At 44.6% G+C, this 18,753-nt stretch carries 22 protein-coding genes and 3 pseudogenes; 18 read left to right on the forward strand and 7 right to left on the reverse strand.

Features of this window, described 5'->3' with window-relative positions; all coding sequences use genetic code 11:
- Window positions 1–81: 81 nt before the first annotated feature.
- Window positions 82–204 carry a LysR family transcriptional regulator gene (locus tag DXE44_RS11140; RefSeq protein ID WP_331851824.1) on the reverse strand — a complete coding sequence of 41 codons (123 nt, stop codon included), beginning with the start codon at window positions 202–204 and terminating at the stop codon, window positions 82–84.
- A 120-nt stretch (window positions 205–324) separates the two neighbouring features.
- On the opposite strand from DXE44_RS11140, the pseudogene DXE44_RS01575 reads away from it, so the two are divergent.
- From DXE44_RS01575 to DXE44_RS01625, 12 genes and pseudogenes are all read left to right on the forward strand, one after another.
- Window positions 325–897, forward strand: a pseudogene (locus tag DXE44_RS01575) (TerC family protein); the annotation flags it as partial.
- A 189-nt stretch (window positions 898–1,086) separates the two neighbouring features.
- Window positions 1,087–1,596: a universal stress protein gene (locus DXE44_RS01580; protein ID WP_162785843.1), complete on the forward strand. Its 510-nt coding sequence runs from the start codon at window positions 1,087–1,089 to the stop codon at window positions 1,594–1,596.
- A gap of 157 nt (window positions 1,597–1,753) precedes the next feature.
- Complete coding sequence (locus DXE44_RS01585) at window positions 1,754–2,086, forward strand: hypothetical protein (RefSeq protein ID WP_162785844.1); 333 nt, start codon at window positions 1,754–1,756, stop codon at window positions 2,084–2,086.
- Window positions 2,087–2,401: 315 nt separating this feature from the next.
- Window positions 2,402–2,722: a hypothetical protein gene (locus tag DXE44_RS01590; RefSeq protein ID WP_114652116.1), complete on the forward strand. Its 321-nt coding sequence runs from the start codon at window positions 2,402–2,404 to the stop codon at window positions 2,720–2,722.
- The gene (locus DXE44_RS01595) at window positions 2,695–2,943 is read left to right on the forward strand and encodes a TolC family protein (RefSeq protein ID WP_114652118.1); all 249 of its coding nucleotides are present in this window, start codon (window positions 2,695–2,697) and stop codon (window positions 2,941–2,943) included. The genes DXE44_RS01590 and DXE44_RS01595 overlap by 28 nt, the downstream gene beginning before the upstream one ends.
- Window positions 2,944–3,036: 93 nt before the next feature.
- Window positions 3,037–3,666 (forward strand): TolC family protein, encoded by a 630-nt coding sequence (locus tag DXE44_RS01600; protein WP_162785845.1) that lies wholly within the window; start codon window positions 3,037–3,039, stop codon window positions 3,664–3,666.
- Complete coding sequence (locus DXE44_RS01605; protein ID WP_114652122.1) at window positions 3,663–3,935, forward strand: hypothetical protein; 273 nt, start codon at window positions 3,663–3,665, stop codon at window positions 3,933–3,935. The genes DXE44_RS01600 and DXE44_RS01605 overlap by 4 nt, the downstream gene beginning before the upstream one ends.
- Window positions 3,936–3,957: 22 nt before the next feature.
- Entirely contained in the window at window positions 3,958–5,010 is a 1,053-nt protein-coding gene (locus tag DXE44_RS01610; protein WP_114652124.1) for an efflux RND transporter periplasmic adaptor subunit, read from the forward strand.
- Between the two features lie 5 nt (window positions 5,011–5,015).
- Window positions 5,016–8,111 carry an efflux RND transporter permease subunit gene (locus DXE44_RS01615; RefSeq protein WP_114652126.1) on the forward strand — a complete coding sequence of 1,032 codons (3,096 nt, stop codon included), beginning with the start codon at window positions 5,016–5,018 and terminating at the stop codon, window positions 8,109–8,111.
- On the forward strand, window positions 8,108–8,431 hold the full coding sequence (locus DXE44_RS01620; RefSeq protein WP_114652128.1) for a P-II family nitrogen regulator: 324 nt from the start codon (window positions 8,108–8,110) through the stop codon (window positions 8,429–8,431). Before DXE44_RS01615 ends, DXE44_RS01620 begins: the two co-directional genes overlap by 4 nt.
- A gap of 74 nt (window positions 8,432–8,505) precedes the next feature.
- The gene (locus DXE44_RS10495; RefSeq protein ID WP_231970533.1) at window positions 8,506–8,664 is read left to right on the forward strand and encodes a VOC family protein; all 159 of its coding nucleotides are present in this window, start codon (window positions 8,506–8,508) and stop codon (window positions 8,662–8,664) included.
- Complete coding sequence (locus tag DXE44_RS01625; protein WP_231970534.1) at window positions 8,646–8,906, forward strand: VOC family protein; 261 nt, start codon at window positions 8,646–8,648, stop codon at window positions 8,904–8,906. Before DXE44_RS10495 ends, DXE44_RS01625 begins: the two co-directional genes overlap by 19 nt.
- Before the next feature lie 14 nt (window positions 8,907–8,920).
- Here the strand turns inward: DXE44_RS01625 and DXE44_RS01630 are convergent.
- Window positions 8,921–9,637: pseudogene (locus DXE44_RS01630) on the reverse strand (haloacid dehalogenase type II).
- A 151-nt stretch (window positions 9,638–9,788) separates the two neighbouring features.
- Here DXE44_RS01630 and DXE44_RS01635 point away from each other — a divergent pair.
- Entirely contained in the window at window positions 9,789–11,606 is a 1,818-nt protein-coding gene (locus tag DXE44_RS01635; protein ID WP_114652130.1) for an FAD-binding and (Fe-S)-binding domain-containing protein, read from the forward strand.
- 112 nt (window positions 11,607–11,718) lie between these two features.
- Window positions 11,719–12,327 (forward strand): glutathione S-transferase, encoded by a 609-nt coding sequence (locus DXE44_RS01640; protein WP_114652132.1) that lies wholly within the window; start codon window positions 11,719–11,721, stop codon window positions 12,325–12,327.
- 58 nt (window positions 12,328–12,385) lie between these two features.
- Here DXE44_RS01640 and DXE44_RS01645 read toward each other — a convergent pair whose 3' ends face one another.
- Window positions 12,386–12,823, reverse strand: a complete 438-nt coding sequence (locus DXE44_RS01645; RefSeq protein ID WP_114652135.1) for a rubrerythrin family protein — start codon at window positions 12,821–12,823, stop codon at window positions 12,386–12,388.
- Window positions 12,824–13,247: 424 nt separating this feature from the next.
- Between DXE44_RS01645 and DXE44_RS01650 the strand changes: the two genes are divergently transcribed.
- The gene (locus DXE44_RS01650; protein WP_114652137.1) at window positions 13,248–14,585 is read left to right on the forward strand and encodes a heterodisulfide reductase-related iron-sulfur binding cluster; all 1,338 of its coding nucleotides are present in this window, start codon (window positions 13,248–13,250) and stop codon (window positions 14,583–14,585) included.
- 23 nt (window positions 14,586–14,608) lie between these two features.
- Window positions 14,609–15,193, forward strand: a complete 585-nt coding sequence (locus tag DXE44_RS01655; RefSeq protein WP_114652139.1) for a DUF3501 family protein — start codon at window positions 14,609–14,611, stop codon at window positions 15,191–15,193.
- A 15-nt stretch (window positions 15,194–15,208) separates the two neighbouring features.
- Here the strand turns inward: DXE44_RS01655 and DXE44_RS01660 are convergent, their stop codons facing one another.
- From DXE44_RS01660 to DXE44_RS01670, 4 genes and pseudogenes are all read right to left on the reverse strand, one after another.
- Window positions 15,209–16,135, reverse strand: a complete 927-nt coding sequence (locus tag DXE44_RS01660) for a LysR substrate-binding domain-containing protein (protein WP_114652141.1) — start codon at window positions 16,133–16,135, stop codon at window positions 15,209–15,211.
- A pseudogene (locus DXE44_RS11145) lies at window positions 16,132–16,497 on the reverse strand (DsbA family protein); the annotation flags it as partial. The pseudogene DXE44_RS11145 and the gene DXE44_RS01660, both read right to left, overlap by 4 nt.
- A 40-nt stretch (window positions 16,498–16,537) precedes the next feature.
- Window positions 16,538–16,795, reverse strand: coding sequence for a DsbA family protein (locus DXE44_RS11150; protein ID WP_331851825.1), 258 nt, complete (start codon window positions 16,793–16,795; stop codon window positions 16,538–16,540).
- 61 nt (window positions 16,796–16,856) lie between these two features.
- A complete protein-coding gene (locus tag DXE44_RS01670; RefSeq protein WP_114652143.1) occupies window positions 16,857–17,603 on the reverse strand; it encodes an SDR family oxidoreductase in 747 nt (248 codons plus the stop codon).
- A 174-nt stretch (window positions 17,604–17,777) separates the two neighbouring features.
- Here DXE44_RS01670 and DXE44_RS01675 point away from each other — a divergent pair, with 174 nt between their 5' ends.
- The gene (locus DXE44_RS01675; protein WP_114652145.1) at window positions 17,778–18,440 is read left to right on the forward strand and encodes an alpha/beta fold hydrolase; all 663 of its coding nucleotides are present in this window, start codon (window positions 17,778–17,780) and stop codon (window positions 18,438–18,440) included.
- 6 nt (window positions 18,441–18,446) lie between these two features.
- Window positions 18,447–18,677, forward strand: a complete 231-nt coding sequence (locus DXE44_RS11290; protein WP_415065007.1) for an alpha/beta fold hydrolase — start codon at window positions 18,447–18,449, stop codon at window positions 18,675–18,677.
- Window positions 18,678–18,753 lie beyond the last annotated feature (76 nt).

Below are 18,753 nucleotides of genomic sequence, written 5' to 3' on the forward strand. Positions count from 1 at the left end.
TTGCTAGGGCTGCAAACCCCGATTCAGTCAGGGCAATTCCTCTGCCGGCTGGTTTAAATAGCAGATAACCAAGCGATTTTTCTAATTCATGTACTGGACGCTAATTGTCTGAAGGGCAATGTTGAGGCGCTCCGCTGCCTTAGACATGCTGCCTTCCTTGGCTACTACCCAGAAGTAATACAAATGTCGGTAGCTAAAGACCATATTAATTATCAGTTTTTTTACGAAATTATGATCAATATATATCTGCTTTTAGTTAAATGCAAATCAGCCTACATTAACCCTATCGAAATCCATGGAATTCATGGGCAATTAACTGAGGAGATGAAATTGGAACTATTTAGCCCGGAATTTTTTTCGGCATTGCTGGCAATTATTGTGATTGATCTGGTGTTTGCAGGTGATAACGCGATTGTTATTGCGATGGCTGCCCGAAGCTTGCCAGCGCATCTTCAGAAAAAGGCGATTATTTGGGGTGCCGTAGGTGCAATTGCTGTCAGAAGTGCTATGACGCTAGTGGTCGTGTATCTACTCAAGATCCCTGGATTAATGTTGATTGGTGGATTGCTGCTGGTATGGATTGCTTATCGCTTACTCAATCCTGAGCAAGAGAGTGATGAGCACGGTCAAGCCTCTACAACCTTTTGGGGTGCAATGAAAGCTATTGTGATTGCAGATGCCATTATGGGCCTAGACAACGTACTCGCTGTGGCTGGCGCATCTCACGGTAGTTATGTATTGGTTGTGCTTGGCTTGTTGATCAGTATCCCTGTGGTTATCTGGGGATCCACTCAAATACTCAAGCTCGTTGAGCGCTACCCTTCGGTGACCTACTTGGGCGCTGGCGTCCTCGCTTGGACCGCGGCAAAAATGATGGTTTCTGAGCCGTTCTCCAAGGAATAGCTTGCCTCCCAAAGTTCGGCTTTGGAATACGTGATTCAAGTTGCTGTTGTATTCGGCGTATTAATAAGCGGTTTTATTAGAAGTAGACGTGCGCTTGAAGGTGTGATTGCTCCTTCGGTTGTAGCTCCGGAGTCTGCAAGTATGGTGTTACAAGAGCAGTCCCCTAATTTTGGAGAAAATAAAATGAATAAAATTTTAATTCCTGTGGATGGTTCAAAAAATTCAGATATGGCAGTAAAGCATGCTGTAAAGACTTATGGTCAGGATTCAAACGCAAGTTTTTACTTGTTCAATGTACAGCCTACTTTATATCGCCATATCGGTAAATTCTTGAGTAAGCAAACTGTTAATGAATGGCATGCTGAGCGTGCAACTCTAGCTGCAACTTCGGCATCTACTTATCTTAAGAATCATGGCCTGAATTTTTCCTTTTCCTACGCATGTGGTGATAAAGGTAGCGCTATTCGTGATGAGGCTATGCGGCTTGAATGTGGTCGCATTGTGATTGGCACTTCAAAGAAAAATTCTCTGAGCCGTTTGTTTGAGAACTCTACAACTGCAAGACTACTAGAGATCAGCGATATTCCGGTAGAGGTGGTAACTGGCAGCACATTACCAGCGCTTGAGCGTTGGGGTATTCCAGCCTTAGGTGCTGGTGCTGCAACCGCGCTGATGGCTGTAGTGATCGATTAGTTTTAATCCAGCCGCACTCTTTTATGCCCTCGTGTTGAGGGCATTTTTTTATCTTTAGATACTCATATAAATACTGAATTTAAATCAATTAAATTCTTCTTTATTAGGAATAAAGATTCATCTATTCTGGGCTTGTGTTTAGCGGAGGAGGATGGCAATGAATGTAATCTTGGATGGTAGGGAAGACCTTGAACCAGAATTAAAAGCCTTCACAGAGAATCGAGTGAAATTCTCCTTGAAACGACTTTTTTGGATGGTGCGAAAAATTAAGATTCAATACACCGCAGTTGCATCGTCGAAGACAGCTTGCAATCGACATTGCATGATTAGCTTAGAGACATTTGACCACCATCAAATCGAAGTGAGCATGGCGGCAAGGGATAAGCGGACAGCGCTGGAAATGTGCCTTAAGAAAATTTATAAGCTGGTTCAGAAAGCATTTCATAAAAGCCAGCAATATGGACGATTTTCAAAACACATCTATATATGAGCAATTCACTCCCAACCCTATTTATTTGTCATAAGTATGATCTAATAAGAGACTTACATGTGGGGAGTAGCCTGCTCAGTCCTCTGAGTCCTGTATATCGACAATTCGGCCTTTGGGTCCGATATAAAGGTGAGTCAATATCAAGGCAAGACCATTTTAATTAACATAAATGGTTATCTTTTGAATTTGCAACCCCGATCGTTGATTTACCCACTCAAAATCATGTCCAAATCCCTTATTTGGGGAATTCCACATATTTTTAATTTAATAAGGCGAGATAATGAGAGATCTTATTTATTCTCTAAAATAGTCGTAATGAATCATTTAGTTCCTGCATTGATGTTGGCAGTCTGTATCTTGTCTGCAGGCCGAGTGAGTGCACAAACTCAAAAGGCACTGACGCTAAATGAGTTGATTGGCATCGCCTTAGAGTCGAGCTCTCAAGTGCTGGCGGCACGAGATCAATCCAAGGTAATCAAGGGGCAACTCTCTTCTGCTCGCGCAATTCCCAATCCAGAGTTTGAGCTCAATACTGGACAGCAAAAATCAGTATCTGGATCACTGACTACTGGCAATGTGTCATCGTGGTCGGTGACCCAGCCGCTGGTATGCCCTATACCCGCTATCCTCGTGTGAATGCAGCTGAGGCTAATCTGCGAGCTGCCGAGGCAGCTCGTATTGCCTTTGAAATTGAAATGATTTCCAGGGTGCAGCAACGTTTTTATGAGTTGATGCGTCGTGATGCAGAGTTAAAGGCGGCCGAAGAGGATTTGGGATTGACGAAGCAAATTCGCGATCGTATGCAAATTCGTTATGACGTTGGTGAGACTGCTCGATTTGAATTAATTCGTGCATAAACAGAATTTTTAAATGCGCAAATTAATGCTGAATCTAGCAAGCTCAGAGTTGAGCAGGCCAAGGGTCAACTGAGGCAGGTGGTCGGATATGACTTGCCAGCAGACTATGAAGTTGTTTCTCAGCCCCTCAAGATCGAACCTTTGCCTGCTTTACCAATTTTGCTCAGTGAGTTGCATGCACAGAGCCCTGAATTGCAACGGGCAAAAGCAGAAGTCGAAGCGACCGAATCTAAGTTGAGCTTTGAGCAGAACTCTCGTTTGCCAAAACTATCTATTAAGGCTCAGCAATATAACGATCCTAACTTCACTGACCGCCTGTATGGCTTAGTGGTGAGTATTCCTGGTTGGGACTTCAAGGGTGGTCAGATTGCAGAAGCAGAAGCCAATGCATCTAAAGCTAAGAATCAACTGAACGCCCAAAGCCAAAGTTTGGAGCAGCAGTTGGAGACGGCATATAAGCTCTATCAAATGACTAGTTACCAAGTAAAAATTCTGGATCAAGATGTCGTGCAGTTGGCATCGAGTGCGCGTCGCATTGCTGAAGTTTCTTATCGTTACGGGGAGCGTGGCATGCTCGAGTATTTAGATGCACAAAGAACATTTAGAGTGGCTCGTAATGATTTGATCAAAGCCCGCTTTGACTTAGCTTCAGTTGTTACTGAGATTCAGCGTTTAAGAGCAACCCCAGAGTGGATTGCAAAAATTGAGAGTGGAAAGCAATGAAGCAAGAGTTCACGGACATCAAGACTAAATTAAAGGAGTTCTACCCCCCTTATATGGCGATTGCAAAAGTCTATGCGCAGAAATGGATTGCTATTGTTATTAAAGCTCAAAATGATTTGTATGTGCTGACCCATGAGTGGTTTAGTACTCACTTGCCGCGTGTAGCCCAGCAATACGATAAAGCTCCTCCCTGGACGCAAAAAGGACTTTTTTTACCTTCCTTGGTTTTGCCTATTTCTAATCATCCTGAATTACTTCAATGTTTTTGATCGCGGCCCGACTATTAAGTCTGTGCAAGATCGTAATGTGGTGATCGTGAATGATGACCTGCGTAACATGATTACCGAGGGAGAGGTTTACACCGGCTCATTTGTTGAAGAGCTGCGTGCTTCTGGTCGAGTGGACTTTAATGAGATGTTTTTATCTCGCATTGGTGCGAACGTAACAGGCCGCGTGTCAGATATTCTCGCCGTTCCGGGTCAAAAGGTGAGGCAGGGTGATATTTTGGCCAAAATTACCTCTACTGAATTAACGCAATCCCAACTTTCTTTTCTGAAGGCCAAGAGTGCAAGTCAATTGGCTGACCAGGCAGCTAATCGAGCTAGGATTTTGTACAAAGAGGATGTGATTGCTTTGGCTGAGTTGCAAAAGCGTGAAGCTGAGGCAAGTAGTGCCAAGGCGGAATATCGTGCGGCAAATGATCAATTGCGTGTCCAAGGTATGGATCAGCCTAGTATTGATCGCTTAGCAAAGTCCGGTGTGATTGAATCTACGAATAATGTGATAGCCAGTATTCCTGGTGAGATTGTGGAGAGAAAGATCAATAAAGGTCAGGTAGTGCAGCCTGCCGATGCTTTATTTACAGTGGCTGATTTGAATACCTTATGGGCAGTCTCTGAAATTCCAGAAAGCAACTCTTATTTAATTCATAAGGGTCAGGAGGTCAGCTTGATTATTCCAGCTTTGCGTAATGCAGAGATAGAAGGTGTGGTTGCTCACGTCGATTCCATTGTTAATACTCAGACTCGCACAGTGGTGGTGCGAATGGAAGTTCCTAACAAGGACGGTTTGATTAAGCCTGGAATGTTGGCAACCATGATGATTGAGAGTCAGCCGACTGAAAAATTATTAGTGCCTACTAGTGCAGTCATTCGTGAAGATAATAAGGATTATGTATTTGTTAAAGAGGATGATGAAATCTATCGCATGATTGCTGTAAAGCTTGGGCCTGAAGGCAAAGGATATCGTCCGGTGATCTCGGGTCTAAAGGTGGGGCAAAATATTGCAGTCAATGGCGCCTTCCATCTGAATGCTGAGCGCAAACGACAGTTGAGCGGTGGTTAAGCTGCATGATTGAGAAAATTGTCCGCCTCTCCCTGCAGCAGCGACTTTTAGTTGCCATCATTGCTCTGGTATTAATGGTGGCAGGCCTGCTGGCAACCAAGCGTCTATCGGTGGATGCATTTCCAGATGTCACTAATGTACAGGTACAGATTGCGTCTGAAGCTCCAGGCCGCTCTCCAGAAGAGGTAGAGCGTTTCGTTACGGCTCCTATTGAATTGGCAATGATTAGCCTACCAGGCCTTACAGAGATGCGCTCTCTCAACCGTAATGGGATCTCTGTCATTACCTTGGTATTTACAGATAAGACAGAACTCTATTTTGCAAGACAGTTGGTTACCGAACGCTTGATTGAGGTGGCTTCCAGAATGCCTATTGGCATTACGCCTGTGCTAGCGCCACCTTCGACCGGTTTGGGTGAGATCTATCAATACACTTTAGATCATCCTTCTGATGGAGACCGAGAGCTCACGGTGGATGAGCTTGAAGAGCGCCGGACTATTCAAGATTGGATTGTGCGTCCAATGTTGCGTTCGATACCTGGGGTCGCTGAAATTAATACTCAAGGTGGATATGCGCGTGAATATCAAGTGCTGGTTAATCCGGAGCGCTTGCGTCACTACCAAGTGAGTTTGCGCGAAGTGTATGAAGCACTCGCGAGAAATAATGCCAATTCAGGTGGTGGACAGCTGCCAACCTATGCAGAACGCTACCTGATTCGAGGCGTTGGATTAATTACCAAGCCAGAAGATATCGACAAAATTATTCTGAAGGAGGTTAAAGGTATTCCGGTATACGTGAGGAACGTAGCTGAGGTCACAATCGGTAGTGAAATCTGTCAAGGCGCAGCGATTAAAAATGGCTACACCGAAAGTGTGGCGGGCATTATTCAGATGATTCGCGGTGGCAATGCTCGAGAAGTAGTGAATCGTATTAAATTAAAAGTAGCTGAAATTAACGAGGGTAAATTACTCCCCGATGGCTTGCAGATCGTGCCATTCTATGATCGTACGGACTTGGTGAATGCGGCCATGTTTAATGTGGCGAAAGTATTGGTCGAGGGAGTTGTCTTGGTCATCATTTTGCTCTTCTTATTCCTGGGCGATGTGCGATCTTCCTTGATTGTGGTGGCTACATTGATTTTGACGCCGCTACTGACATTCTTGGTTATGAATCGTTATGGCATCTCTGCTAACTTGATGTCACTGGGTGGTCTCGTAATTGCGATCGGCATCATGGTGGATGGTTCGGTAGTGGTTGTAGAGAATACCTTTGCTAAGTTAGGCGAGCGACTAAAGGCTGGAGAATCTAAAAATCGTATTATTTTGGAGGCTGCCTCTGAAGTTGGCACCCCAGTCTTGTTTGGTGTCGGCATCATTATTTTGGTCTTTATGCCACTTCTCTCTTTGGAGGGGATGGAGGGCAAGATGTTTGTTCCAATGGCCATCACTATTGCAATTGCTTTGACTATCTCACTGATCCTATCTTTTACCTTGTCGCCAGCATTGTGCTCATATATTTTGAAGGGCGGTAGTGAGGATGACACGAAGCTGGTTGCTCGTCTTCGTGCGCCTTATGATCGCTGGCTACATTGGAGTCTTTCCAATCCGAAGTTGGTCGTGAAAAGATCTTTGATCGCTTTGGCTGCGAGTTTGGTTGGTTTTGTACTTTTAGGTAAAGCGTTTATTCCTGTGATGCAGGAAGGCTCAATTACCCCTGTGATTGTGCGTGCACCGAATATTTCTCTAGATGAGTCGATCAAATTGGAGTTTGAGGCAATCAAAAGAATTATGACAATTCCTGACGTCAAGATGGCGGTATCGCGTCTAGGTAGAGGTGAGTCTCCTGCAGATCCAGGTCAACCCAATGAATCTGATCCAATCGTTACCTTAAAGCCTTTAGGAGATCGCAGCCTAAATCAAGAGGAAATTGCCCAACAAATTCGCGATAAGTTAAAAACACTGCCTGGTATTGAATTAGCGATTTCACAGCCGATTGCTGCTCGTGTGGATGAAATGGTTTCAGGCGTGAGATCACAAGTAGCGATTAAGATTTTTGGCGATGATTTATTGACCTTACAAAATCTAGGGGCACAAATCAGTCAAATCTTAACCAAGATGAAGGGTAGTAATGACTTGCGAATTGAGCAAGTGTCTGGACAAAATTATCTCAACATCAAAATTGATCGAGATGCCATTGCTCGCTACGGTATCAATGTGTCGGACGTAAATGAAGTGATTGAAACAGCGATTGGTGGTAAGCAAGCCAGCATTGTCTACGAAGGTGAGAGACGTTTCCCGCTCATGTTGCGATATCCTTCTCCCTATCGAGATAAGGTTGATGCTATCGAGAACATCATTCTGCACTCTCCTGATGGTGCTCAAGTGCTATTGCGTGACTTAGCAGAAATTTCCTTGGTGGATGGCCCAGCCCAAATTTCTCGCGAGGCAGGTAAACGTCGTTTGGTCGTTGGTGTCAACGTCGATGGTCGAGATCTAGGTAGATTTGTGAAGGAGGCTCAAAGTTTAATTGCTAAACAGGTTGAGTTGCCAGAGGGATATACCTTGGAGTGGGGTGGTCAGTTTGAAAACATGGAACGCGCTATGGCTCGTTTGATGATCATTATTCCGTTGACCATTTTGGCGATCTTCTTCTTGCTCTTCATGCTATTTAAATCCATACGATTGGCGGCTTTGGTTATTTTGGTCTTGCCTTTTGCGTCGATCGGCGGTGTAGTTGGTCTATTTATAGCTGGTGAGTATTTATCTGTACCTGCTGCAGTAGGATTTATTAACTTATGGGGTATTGCCGTTCTTAATGGTGTAGTGTTGGTCTCGTTTATTAAGCAGTTGCGTGAAGGCGGCTACTCTATGGAAGATGCTTTGCTGCATGGATGTGGTCATCGCTTTAGGCCAGTCATGATGACTGCTTCAGTCGCGATGCTGGCTTTAGTGCCTATGCTATTTTCAGGTGGCCCGGGCTCTGAGGTCACAAGACCACTGGCGGCAGTGGTCATCGCTGGTTTGATTACATCAACTGCATTAACATTACTAGTACTGCCCGTCTTATATAGATGGTTTGAAGATAAAGAGGTGGAAGCATGATGGAAGTGAAGGCGGTCATTCGCCCCAATAAGTTAGCAGCCTTAAGAACAGCTTTGCTGGAGACTCCGGGATTTCCGGGTATGACCGTCACGAAGGTGGAGGATTGCAGTGCTCCGAGCCGCACCGGTAAATTTAATATTAAAGACGAGTTAACTGATTATTCCGCCAAGGTGAAAATCGAAATCGTCTGTAATGAGGAGATTGCACCAGTCTTTATGGATCGCATCGTGACTATTTGCCAAACAGGTCAGGTGGGGGATGGTGTAGTTTGGTGTACGGAAGTGCCCAAGGCCTTCTTTATTTCTAAGACCTCGGTCTAGGCAAGTCTGTAAATTCTTCGGTATGATGAATTAGGCAACTCTATTAATTATTGCCAATCATCCTGGAGACTGCTTTGAAAAGTATTATCGATCGCATTGATCATATTGTCCTGACTGTGACAGATATTGAGCGCACTACACAGTGGTATGAAAAAGCTTTAGGTTTCGAGAGAGAGAGTTTTTTACTGGACCAGAAGGTCAGTCACGTTATTCATTGCGCTTTGGACAATTAAAAATCAATCTTCAAGATAAAGACACAGAAACACCTACAAAAGCCAAAGTTCCTACGATTGGTTCGGGTGACTTTTGTCTGATTTCAGCTATTCCCTTGGATGACTTCATTTTTCATCTGCAGAGCAATGGCGTCACCATTGGTGTTGGTCCAGTACCTAGACGTGGCGCTCTTGGGCCGATTCGCTCTGTCTATTTGCGTGACCCAGACAATAATCTCGTAGAGGTAGCCGAATACGTTTAATGAAGACTTAGATCTTATGCGCCTAGCTGGCGTGCAAGATCTAGAAAGTCTTTTGCGTGATAGTTGGTAAATTGCTCCACATGGAGATCATTGCGAAGGTGATTTTTGCCAAACTCCAGTGGACGTTCAATAAAAGCTGTTTGTAATCCACAGGCATGGGCAGCTTCTAGATCATCTTTATGTGATGCAACCAACATTACTTCTTCGGGCGGAATATTAAAAGTCTCCGCTACTCCTAGGTGGGTTTCTGGATCCGGCTTGTAGTGATGGAAAACCTCAGCTGAAAGAATGAGGTCTCAAGGTAATCCAGCATTTTTCGCCATATCAGCCAATAAGCCTAGGTTTCCATTAGACAAAGTCACGATCGTGAACTGGCTTTTTAGTTTGTGTAGGCCTTCGACTGTTTCTGACCAAGGAGTAAGGCGGTGCCAGATGAGATTGAGGTCTTGTATTTGTGCTTCAGATAAGGAATTGATTTTGAAGGTCTTGAGAACATCATCTAGGATCATGCGGTGCAGATCATCAATCTTGATCCACGGCAGCTCTCCGGAGCGTACGCGTGCCATAGCTGGCCTGTAGCCTTGTCGCCAAGCTGTTGCAAAGGCATCGGAGTCAACTGGAAGTCCTAGTTGAGTGACTTCCGCTGCCATGGAACCATGCCAGTCAACCACTGTGCCAAATACATCAAATGCAAGAACTTTTGGTTTTGTATTCATAGATAGATTATTCATTAGCTTGCAAAATATTGCTGAAGATCATTTTTCTGGATTCTTCCCCCTGAGTCCCGCATTTGGTATGAAGTCATACAACTCATACACTGCAAAGAATTGCTAGAATGGCAGAAACCCAAAAAGGGCGCTAGAACGTATAAGGGACACAATCATGGGTAGTATTTCTCAGTGGGAGCAGTTGAATGTTGAGCTTACATCGGCTCTTGGAAGCTCCGTTCATTTTGATACAGCCCATCAAGCGGTATATGCCTCAGAGGCATCAAACTATCGCCAAATTCCGATTGGGGTTGTTACACCTAAAAATACTGAAGAGTTTGTAAAAGGTATTGAGATCTGCCATCGCAATAAAGCACCAGTCCTCATGCGTGGTGCTGGCACCTCCATGAATGGTCAAACAGTCAATAACGCTGTGGTGTTTGATATCTCGAAGTACTGCAACCATATTCTGGCTTTAGATCCAGTTGGTGGCAATGCAACTGTTGAGCCAGGTGTCATTTGTGATTCCTTGCGTGATGCCGCTGAACTGCATGGCCTCACTTTTGCGCCAGACCCATCTACGCATAGCCGTTGCACTCTGGGCGGAATGGTTGCTAACAACTCCTGTGGGGCCCACTTCGTGATGGCGGGTAAGACGCTCGAAAATACGGAAGCCCTAGAAATTCTGACCTATGACGGTGAGCGCTTTTGGGTTGGCCCAACCTCAGATCAAGAGTTGCAAGACATTATTGCTGCTGGTGGGCGTAAAGGCCAAATCTATCAAGACTTATTGAACTTGCGTGATCGCTATGCGGATTTGATTCGGGCGCGTTTCCCTAATATTAAGCGACGTGTTTCTGGCTATAACTTAGATCAATTGCTTCCTGAGAATGGCTTTAACGTCGCGCGTGCCTTGGTGGGTACTGAAGGTACTTGCGCACTGACTCTGGCGGCAAAAGTACGTTTGGTAAATAGTCCTTCAAAGCGGGTAGTCTTAGTATTGGGCTTTGAGGATATCAAAGAGCTTAAAGATGCTCTGGATACCTGCCTCTCGTGCAAAAGCTGCAAAAGCGATTGTCCTGCCCATGTTGATATGGCCTCATACAAGGCGGAGTTTTTATCCCATTATCACGAGACCAACACTCGGCCTCGTCAGGCTCTGACGATGGGTCGTATTGGTGATTGGGCTCCTCTAGCCAGCAAGTTCTCTTGGCTCGTTAATGGCGTCATGCAAACACCAGTCTTATCAAGTCTTGCGAAATGGGTTGGTGGTGTAGCACAAGAGCGTAACCTGCCAAAGTTTGCAAACCAATCCTTCAGAAAGCAGTTTCAGCAATCTAAGGGTGCAAGTGTTGGTCACAAGAAGGTGATCCTCTGGGTAGATACCTTCTGTGAACATTTTCATCCTGAGGTTGCCAATGCGGCAGTTGAGGTTCTGATACATGCTGGCTTTGAGGCAACATTGCCGAAGACGCCTCTGTGCTGTGGCCGCCCTTTGTATGACTTTGGTTACTTAGATCTGGCCAAGCAAAAGCTTGAGAAGATTTTGGATGCGATCGGAAATGAGATTAACTCAGACCCAAATTCACCTGTCGCAGTAGTGGGTCTTGAGCAGGGCTACACGCCGCCACCCTTAGATCGCAATATCTTGGTGCATTCTCATTGCCATCAAAAGTCTTTGTTTGGAACCAAGGGTGATGTTGTCTTATTAACTGCCTTGGGTGCTAAGGCAGATTACATTGATAGTGGTTGCTGCGGTATGGCTGGTTCATTTGGATTTAATCCAGAACATGTTGAAATATCAAAAGCGGTTGGCGAATTAGTATTGCTGCCAGCCATCAGGTCTGCCGATCAAGAAACCATCATTCTTACTAATGGCTTTAGTTGTAGAGAGCAGATTGAGCAAGAAACCGGTCGTAAGGTAAAGCATCTGGCGGAGTTACTGCAGATGGCACATCAAGCACAAGCGCAAGTAAAAGCGGAGAAGGTGTAATACAAGCATTTTTTACCGTTATAAAAGAGAATGCCCCGAAAATACCGGGGCATTTTTGTTATATCAGTAAGCTTCCTTTAGTATTCTCAGAGAGTAACCAAGCAATATATTCATGAAGCCAATCCTGTATTCCTACCGAAGGTGCCCTTATGCAATGAGGGCTCGCATGGCATTGAAATATGCTGGCATTGAGGTGGAGCATCGTGAGATTGAGCTCAGGAAAAAACCGGAATCGATGTTGCTCTTATCGCCCAAGGGAACCGTTCCAGTTTTGTCTATCGAGGGACGCGTGCTGGAGCAGAGTCTGGAGATCATGTACTGGGCGCTGATGCAGTCAGATCCAGATGGCTGGACGCTAGTTGATGAGTCTATCGCTCAAGCATGGCTTGAGAAAAATGATGGTCCGTTTAAGACTTTGTTGGATCAATATAAGTATCCCAATCGACATCCTGAGTTGAGGCAGGCTGAGGTGCTGAACCAGTTGCAAGAAATCATGCTCAAACCCATGGAAGCCGCCTTAGCAACAAACACCTACTTAATGGGCACTCGAAGGAGTTGGGTTGATATCGCTATTTTTCCGTTTATCCGACAACTTTCGAAGGTTGATCCGAAGGTCTTTGAGGGTTTGCCTTTGCCACATATCAAGCAATGGCTCCAGCGCTTGATTGAGGCCCCAGTATTTACTGCGGTGATGCAAAAGTATCCAACTTGGGTGGATTGACGCAATAAAAAAACCCCCGAACTTTCATTCGGGGGCTTCAAATAAATGACTTAGCTAATTAAGCGTTTGCCAAATGTGCTTCTAATGTTTTTGTAAATTTGTTAGCGTGGCTACGCTCAGCCTTAGCTAGTGTTTCAAACCAGTCAGCGATTTCATCAAAGCCTTCGTCGCGTGCTGTTTTAGCCATACCTGGATACATATCTGTGTACTCGTGTGTTTCACCAGCAATAGCTGCTTGCAATGCTTCAGCAACTGTCTTAGCTGGCATGCCAGTACCTGGCTCGCCTGCACCGCCTTCGATCAAATATTCCATATGACCATGGGCATGACCTGTTTCGCCTTCAGCTGTTGAGCGGAATACTGCTGCAACATCATTTGCGCCAGCGATATCAGCTTGGTTCGCGAAATACAAATAACGACGGTTTGCTTGTGATTCACCAGCAAACGCTTCCTTCAAAGACTCTTCAGTCTTTGTACCTTTTACGGATTTAGCCATGATTGACTCCTAAAAACGGTTAGTTGAAATTGGGTGATTAAGCTAAATAAAATGCCCTAAAAAGTTCACCTGAAGAGAATTATGAACAAATTTGAGGGTTTGAATAATCATATTTTTGTATTGACTTGATAGCTAAAAACAACTGATAAGTAAATATCAATCAATGAAGTATAACGCTGGTTGGGTAGTCTAAGCCAGTAATTTCAGGCCACCTTAGCAAAAAAATATAGATATCTTCAAATAAGTTAGTGAGAACTATTGATTTTTATAGCAATTAAGGCCTATTTTGGGTAATGCAATGCCGTTAATTAGGTATTTTCTATGAAGATTGTTAATTAATACAATTTTGCTATCGATCGCCTGAGCCCTAAACTAGCGGCATCAGATTTACACACTGCACACGCATAAACAGTAGAGGACATATATGACAACTCGCGAAGGTAGTTTAGAAGCTCCAACCAGACACCCCTTGGATTGGCAAAATCCCAAATTCTACGACAAGGCTGATTTGGAAGCGGAGATGGAGCGCGTCTTTGATCTTTGCCATGGCTGCCGTCGTTGCGTGAGCCTTTGCGGATCCTTCCCGACCCTTTTTGATTTAGTGGATGCTACCGAAGATCTGGAGATGGAGCAGGTTGATAAGGCGGATTACCAAAAGGTAGTTGATCAGTGTTACCTGTGTGATGTTTGTTACATGACCAAGTGCCCGTATGTTCCACCACATCCTTGGAACATTGACTTCCCGCGTCTGATGCTTCGTGCAAAGGCTGTGAACTTTAAGGATGACAAGGCAAGCTTCCGCGACAAACTTTTATCCTCAACAGATAAGCTCGGTCACTTTGCTGGTATTCCGATTGTGACTCAAGCAGTCAATGCTGTGAACAGTACTGGCCTTGCTCGTTTAGTGATGGAAGGCGCTTTAGGCGTGGATAAGAACGCTTGGATTCCGGAATACGCCCCGAAGACATTCCCACAGTTAGCTAAAAAATCTGAGGATCTGCCAGTAGTGGATGGCGCTAAGACGCCTGGAAAAGTCGCTATTTATGCAACTTGCTATATCAATTACAACGAACCAGGAATTGGTCAAGATCTCATTAAGATTCTGAAGCACAATGCCATTCCTTATGAGTTGGTGGACAAAGAAGCCTGTTGTGGCATGCCTAAGCTGGAGCTCGGTGACTTGGAATCCGTTGCGGAAAACAAGGAAAAAAATATTCCGAAGTTGGCGAAGTTGGCACGTGAAGGCTATGCCATCTTGACTCCAATCCCATCCTGCACTTTGATGTTCAAGCAGGAATTGCCACTTATGTTCCCAGATTGTGCTGATACGCAATTGGTAAAAGATGCTATGTGGGATCCGTTTGAGTACTTCATGGCTCGCAACTCCGATGGACTGCTAAAGAAAGACTTCAGTAAAGAGTTGGGCCATGTTAGCTATCACATGGCTTGTCACTCACGCGTACAAAACGTGGGTCAAAAGACTGCAGAAACTCTGAAGCTGGTGCCTGGTACCGAGGTGAATGTGGTTAAGCGCTGCTCAGGACATTCTGGTACATGGGGTGTAAAGAAAGAGTTTCATGAAACCGCAATGAAAATTGGTAAGCCGGTATTCAGGAGAATGGCTGAAGAAGAGCCAAACTACATTAGTTCTGACTGCCAGTTGGCAGGTCATCATATTGAGCAAGGCATGGAAGAGCTTGGACTGCCAAAATCAGAAATGGCTCACCCATTAACTTTGCTTGCTAAGGCATACGGTCTTTAATTTATTAATAGGAATAGAGCAGCATGGGAATCATTACACGCGATAGTCTTTTAAGACTCGAGGCTTATCACAAAGAGCGTCCAGCTTTTCGTGAAAAAGCAATTAAAGAGCGCCGTCTTCGAACCGTTCACCTTGGAGATCACGTAACACTGATTTTTGAGAATGAGTTTTTAATGCGCTATCAAATTCAAGAAATGTTGCGTGTAGAAAAAATATTTGAAGAGGAGGGTATTGAGGATGAGTTGAATGCCTACAACCCTTTGGTGCCAAGCGGTTCAGATTTCAAGGCCACCATGATGATTGAATATCCTAATGAGGCAGATCGTAAAGTTGCACTTGCGAAGTTGGTAGGCATTGAGCATCAAATATTTATCGAAGTCGAAGGTCAACCACGTGTTTATGCAATTGCTGATGAAGACTTGGAACGCTCTACTGCTGATAAAACCTCGGCAGTGCACTTTATGCGCTTTGATCTTACAAACGATATGAAGATGGCATTAAAAGCTGGCGCTCAGATGATGGTAGGTTGTGACCATAAAGGTTACCCAATGCATGTTCAGACACTACCCCCGGAAACTTTAGCTTCACTTGTTTCTGATCTGAGTTAAGTCAAGAAGCGGACCTTATAGATAGCGAACACCTGGTAAGGCGCATTGACGAATCACTTCAGCTAGCTCATTCATTGCGGCTGCCCGTGGAAAGTTCTTCCGCCAGACGAGGCAAACTCGTCTGGTTGGAATGGGATCCTCAAATGGGATGTAGCGAATGAGCTGATCTGAAGAGGCTGTGTCAAAGGCAGATGTTCTTGGCAGCACTGAAATTCCGATGCCACTGACTACCATCTGTCGAATAGTTTCCAGTGATGAGCCCTCAAAACTACGCTGCTCTCCAATCGTTGCACCAGACCCAAGGCGATTTAATTCGGGACAGACTCCAAGCACATGATCTCGAAAACAGTGGTCTGTACCAAGCAATAAAGTGTTTTGCTCTTTAAGCTCCCGATGCGGGATTGATGGCCGGTTTTCCCAAGGGTGGCCTTTAGGTACTGCCACTAAAAATGGCTCGTCATACAGGTCTATCTGATTGAGCCCCGTGCTCGCAAAGGGCTCGGCTATCACAACACAATCTAAAGCCCCTTGACGCAAGACCTCTAGCAGGCGAACAGTGAAGTTCTCCTCTAAAAATAAGGGAGCATTTGGCAAGCGCTCTCGTGCAATCCGGACTAAGCTAGGCAATAAGTAGGGTGCTATGGTGTAGATGGCGCCAAGCCTCAGCGGGCCCGGCAGAGGATCTTGACCATGTTTTGCTAAGTGTTTTAAGGAGTTAGCCTCTTCAAGAACTCTCTGAGCTTGATCGACAATTAATGCGCCCAGGCTAGTCATTGCGACTTCAGTATTAGTGCGCTCAAAAATTTGCGTGTTGAGCTCTTCCTCTAATTTTCTGATGGCCACCGATAGGGTGGGCTGAGATACAAAGCAAGCATCCGTTGCTCTACCAAAGTGGCGCTCCCGTGCAACTGCGACGATATAGCGAAGTTCTGTCAGTGTCATGTTTGTCCAGTTTGAAGTAATTGTTCAAATGCACTGATAAATGACTCAGGAGCTTGAGCTCCTTGGACAAGATATTGGTCATTCAGAATTACTGAGGGTACAGAGTGAATGCCGGCGCCAGTATATTGAGCCTCTTCTTCGCGTACTTCATTTGCGTATATCCCACTCTCAAGTATCTGCTTGGCTTTATCTGGATCAAGGCCGGCCGAAATGACTGCATTGAGAAGGTTTTGTTGATCATCTAAATTGACTGCTAGGCAGAAATATGTCTTCAGTAATTCTGTTTTTAAGCTAGCTTGCTTCCCAAGGCCATACTCATTGCCGGCCCAATGCAAAAGACGATGTGCGTCGAAGGTGTTGTAGACTCGCTTACAACCATCTGGGTGGAACTGAAAGCCAGCCTCAAGGGCCGCGCGCTCTAATCTGGGCTTGGTTGGCTTGTACTTGCTCTACGGTAAGGCCATACTTTTCAGTAAGATGCTCGATTGCATCTTGGCCGCCTAAGGGCATATTGGGATTAAGTTCAAAAGGTCGGAAGTGCACTTCAAAGTTTGCTTTATCGCCGAATGCGGTAATAGCTTTATTGAGGTTTCCTAAACCTACGGCGCACCATGGGCAGGCTACGTCCGATACAAAGTCAATTTTGATGGTGGGTCTCATGGAAACTATTCTACAGAGGCTTATGAATCAATGCTTGCCTCTAAACTGCTGAGAATTTTTCTTAGTTTCCGCCAGCTACTTCAATAAATGAGGCGCTTGTGTATGAAGATTCGTCAGAAGCAAGCCAAACAATTGCAGATGCCACTTCAGCAGCAGTCCCACCTCTTTGCATGGGAACAAGGTGTTTGACACGTTCAATGCGATTGGGCTCCCCACTACTCGCATGGATATCCGTATCAATACATCCAGGGCGAACTGCATTGACACGAATACCATCGATTGCTAATTCTTTTGCTAAGCCAATTGTTAGTGTATCTATAGCACCTTTAGAGGCTGCATAGTCTACATACTCCCGAGGCGAGCCAAGACGAGATGCTACAGAGGAGACGTTCACAATTGATCCGCCAGATCCTTGATAACGAGTCGACATAATTTTGATTGCTGCTTGAATGCACAAAATTGGTGAAAAGACATTGGCATTATAGATGCGCTCAATCCGCTCACTTGACATATCTTCAAGGCGCATTTGTGTTTCTAGAATTCCAGCGTTATTTACTAGGGCGTGAAGTCCTCCGAAGGCCTTCACTGTTTCTGTAAACAGGCGATTTACTTCACTGACAATAGTCACATCTGCCTTGACGGCGATTGCTATGCCTCCATTGCTCTGAATCTCTTCAACAACAGCTTGAGCCTCTTGGGTATGAGATTTGTAATTAACACAGACTGCAAAGCCTTTACTAGCAGCTAGTTTTGCAGTCGCAGCTCCAATACCGCGGCTAGCCCCAGTAACAATCATGACTTTAGACATGGTTACATATTACTAGCTTTGTAATGCTCAGACAATAAGAGTGGGAGGAGGTACGATTGTTATAGTGAGACTAGTTCGACCCTTAAAAATCAATCAAGCTATTAATAATAGATCAAAACTGATTTGCCACTACAGTAATAGATACTTCTTGAAATATTGTTTCAAATTGAGCATATGAGCATGACTTTAATTCATAAATGGATCGTTGGTTTAGCTAGTGTCTTGTGCCTGAGTATGGCGCAAGGGCAAGGCAATGATGCGGCTTGCCCTATGGTCGCTAAATCGATTGCCATCGACGCTGGTTCAATCAGTTATCTACAGGGCGGTCAGGGGCCTTCAATCTTGTTGTTGCATGGACTCTTTGGGCAAAAAGAGCAGTGGATGGATATGGCTTGTGCTTTGGCCAATCAGGGATTTAATGTGATTGTTCCTGATCTTCCTGGCTACGGACAAAGTACTGTGTACCCAATCGCTATTTATCAACTAGAGTCCCAAGTAACAACTCTTCAGCGCTTTATGGGATCGGTTAGTGGTAAATCATTTCACATTGCAGGTAATTCAATGGAAGGTGCGATTGCTGGTTTATATTCCAAGCAATTTCCTGATGAGATTACATCATTGGCTTTTATCGGCGCCCCATTGGGTGTAATTTCATGGAGTGATCAAGTAAGAGATTCCATTAATAAGGGAATTAATCCCTTTATACCCATTGATAATGCGCAATTCGATATAGAGATGGGCTTATTATTTGCGCAAGCACCAGTTATAAGTAATGACATTAAAAAGCAGTTAGTGCAAGAGTACCGCAACAATAATCGACACTATCAACAGGTTTGAAATATTGTGAATTTTTATGGCAATACTTTAAATCGATTGCCCAATCAATCTTTGCCAACCTTCATTCTATGGGGTGAGCGTGATGAAATTTTTAGTATTTCGGGATTACCAGTCTTAAAAAAGAAATTTCCCCACTCTCAATCTCATCGCTTAGCGAATGCTGGTCATTTAGTCATGCTAGAGCAGCCGGTGAAAATTGCTAATCTGTATACATCATTTCTTAAAAATTCTCAGTAGTGGATTCTCAATTAATGGTTATCCCATGACTTACTCCTGGCCCAATCTATTAAATAGACAATGTTAAAGTTGTCCT

Origin of the sequence: Polynucleobacter necessarius, assembly GCF_900095175.1 — a bacterium.
GTDB classification, from domain to species: domain Bacteria; phylum Pseudomonadota; class Gammaproteobacteria; order Burkholderiales; family Burkholderiaceae; genus Polynucleobacter; species Polynucleobacter necessarius_I.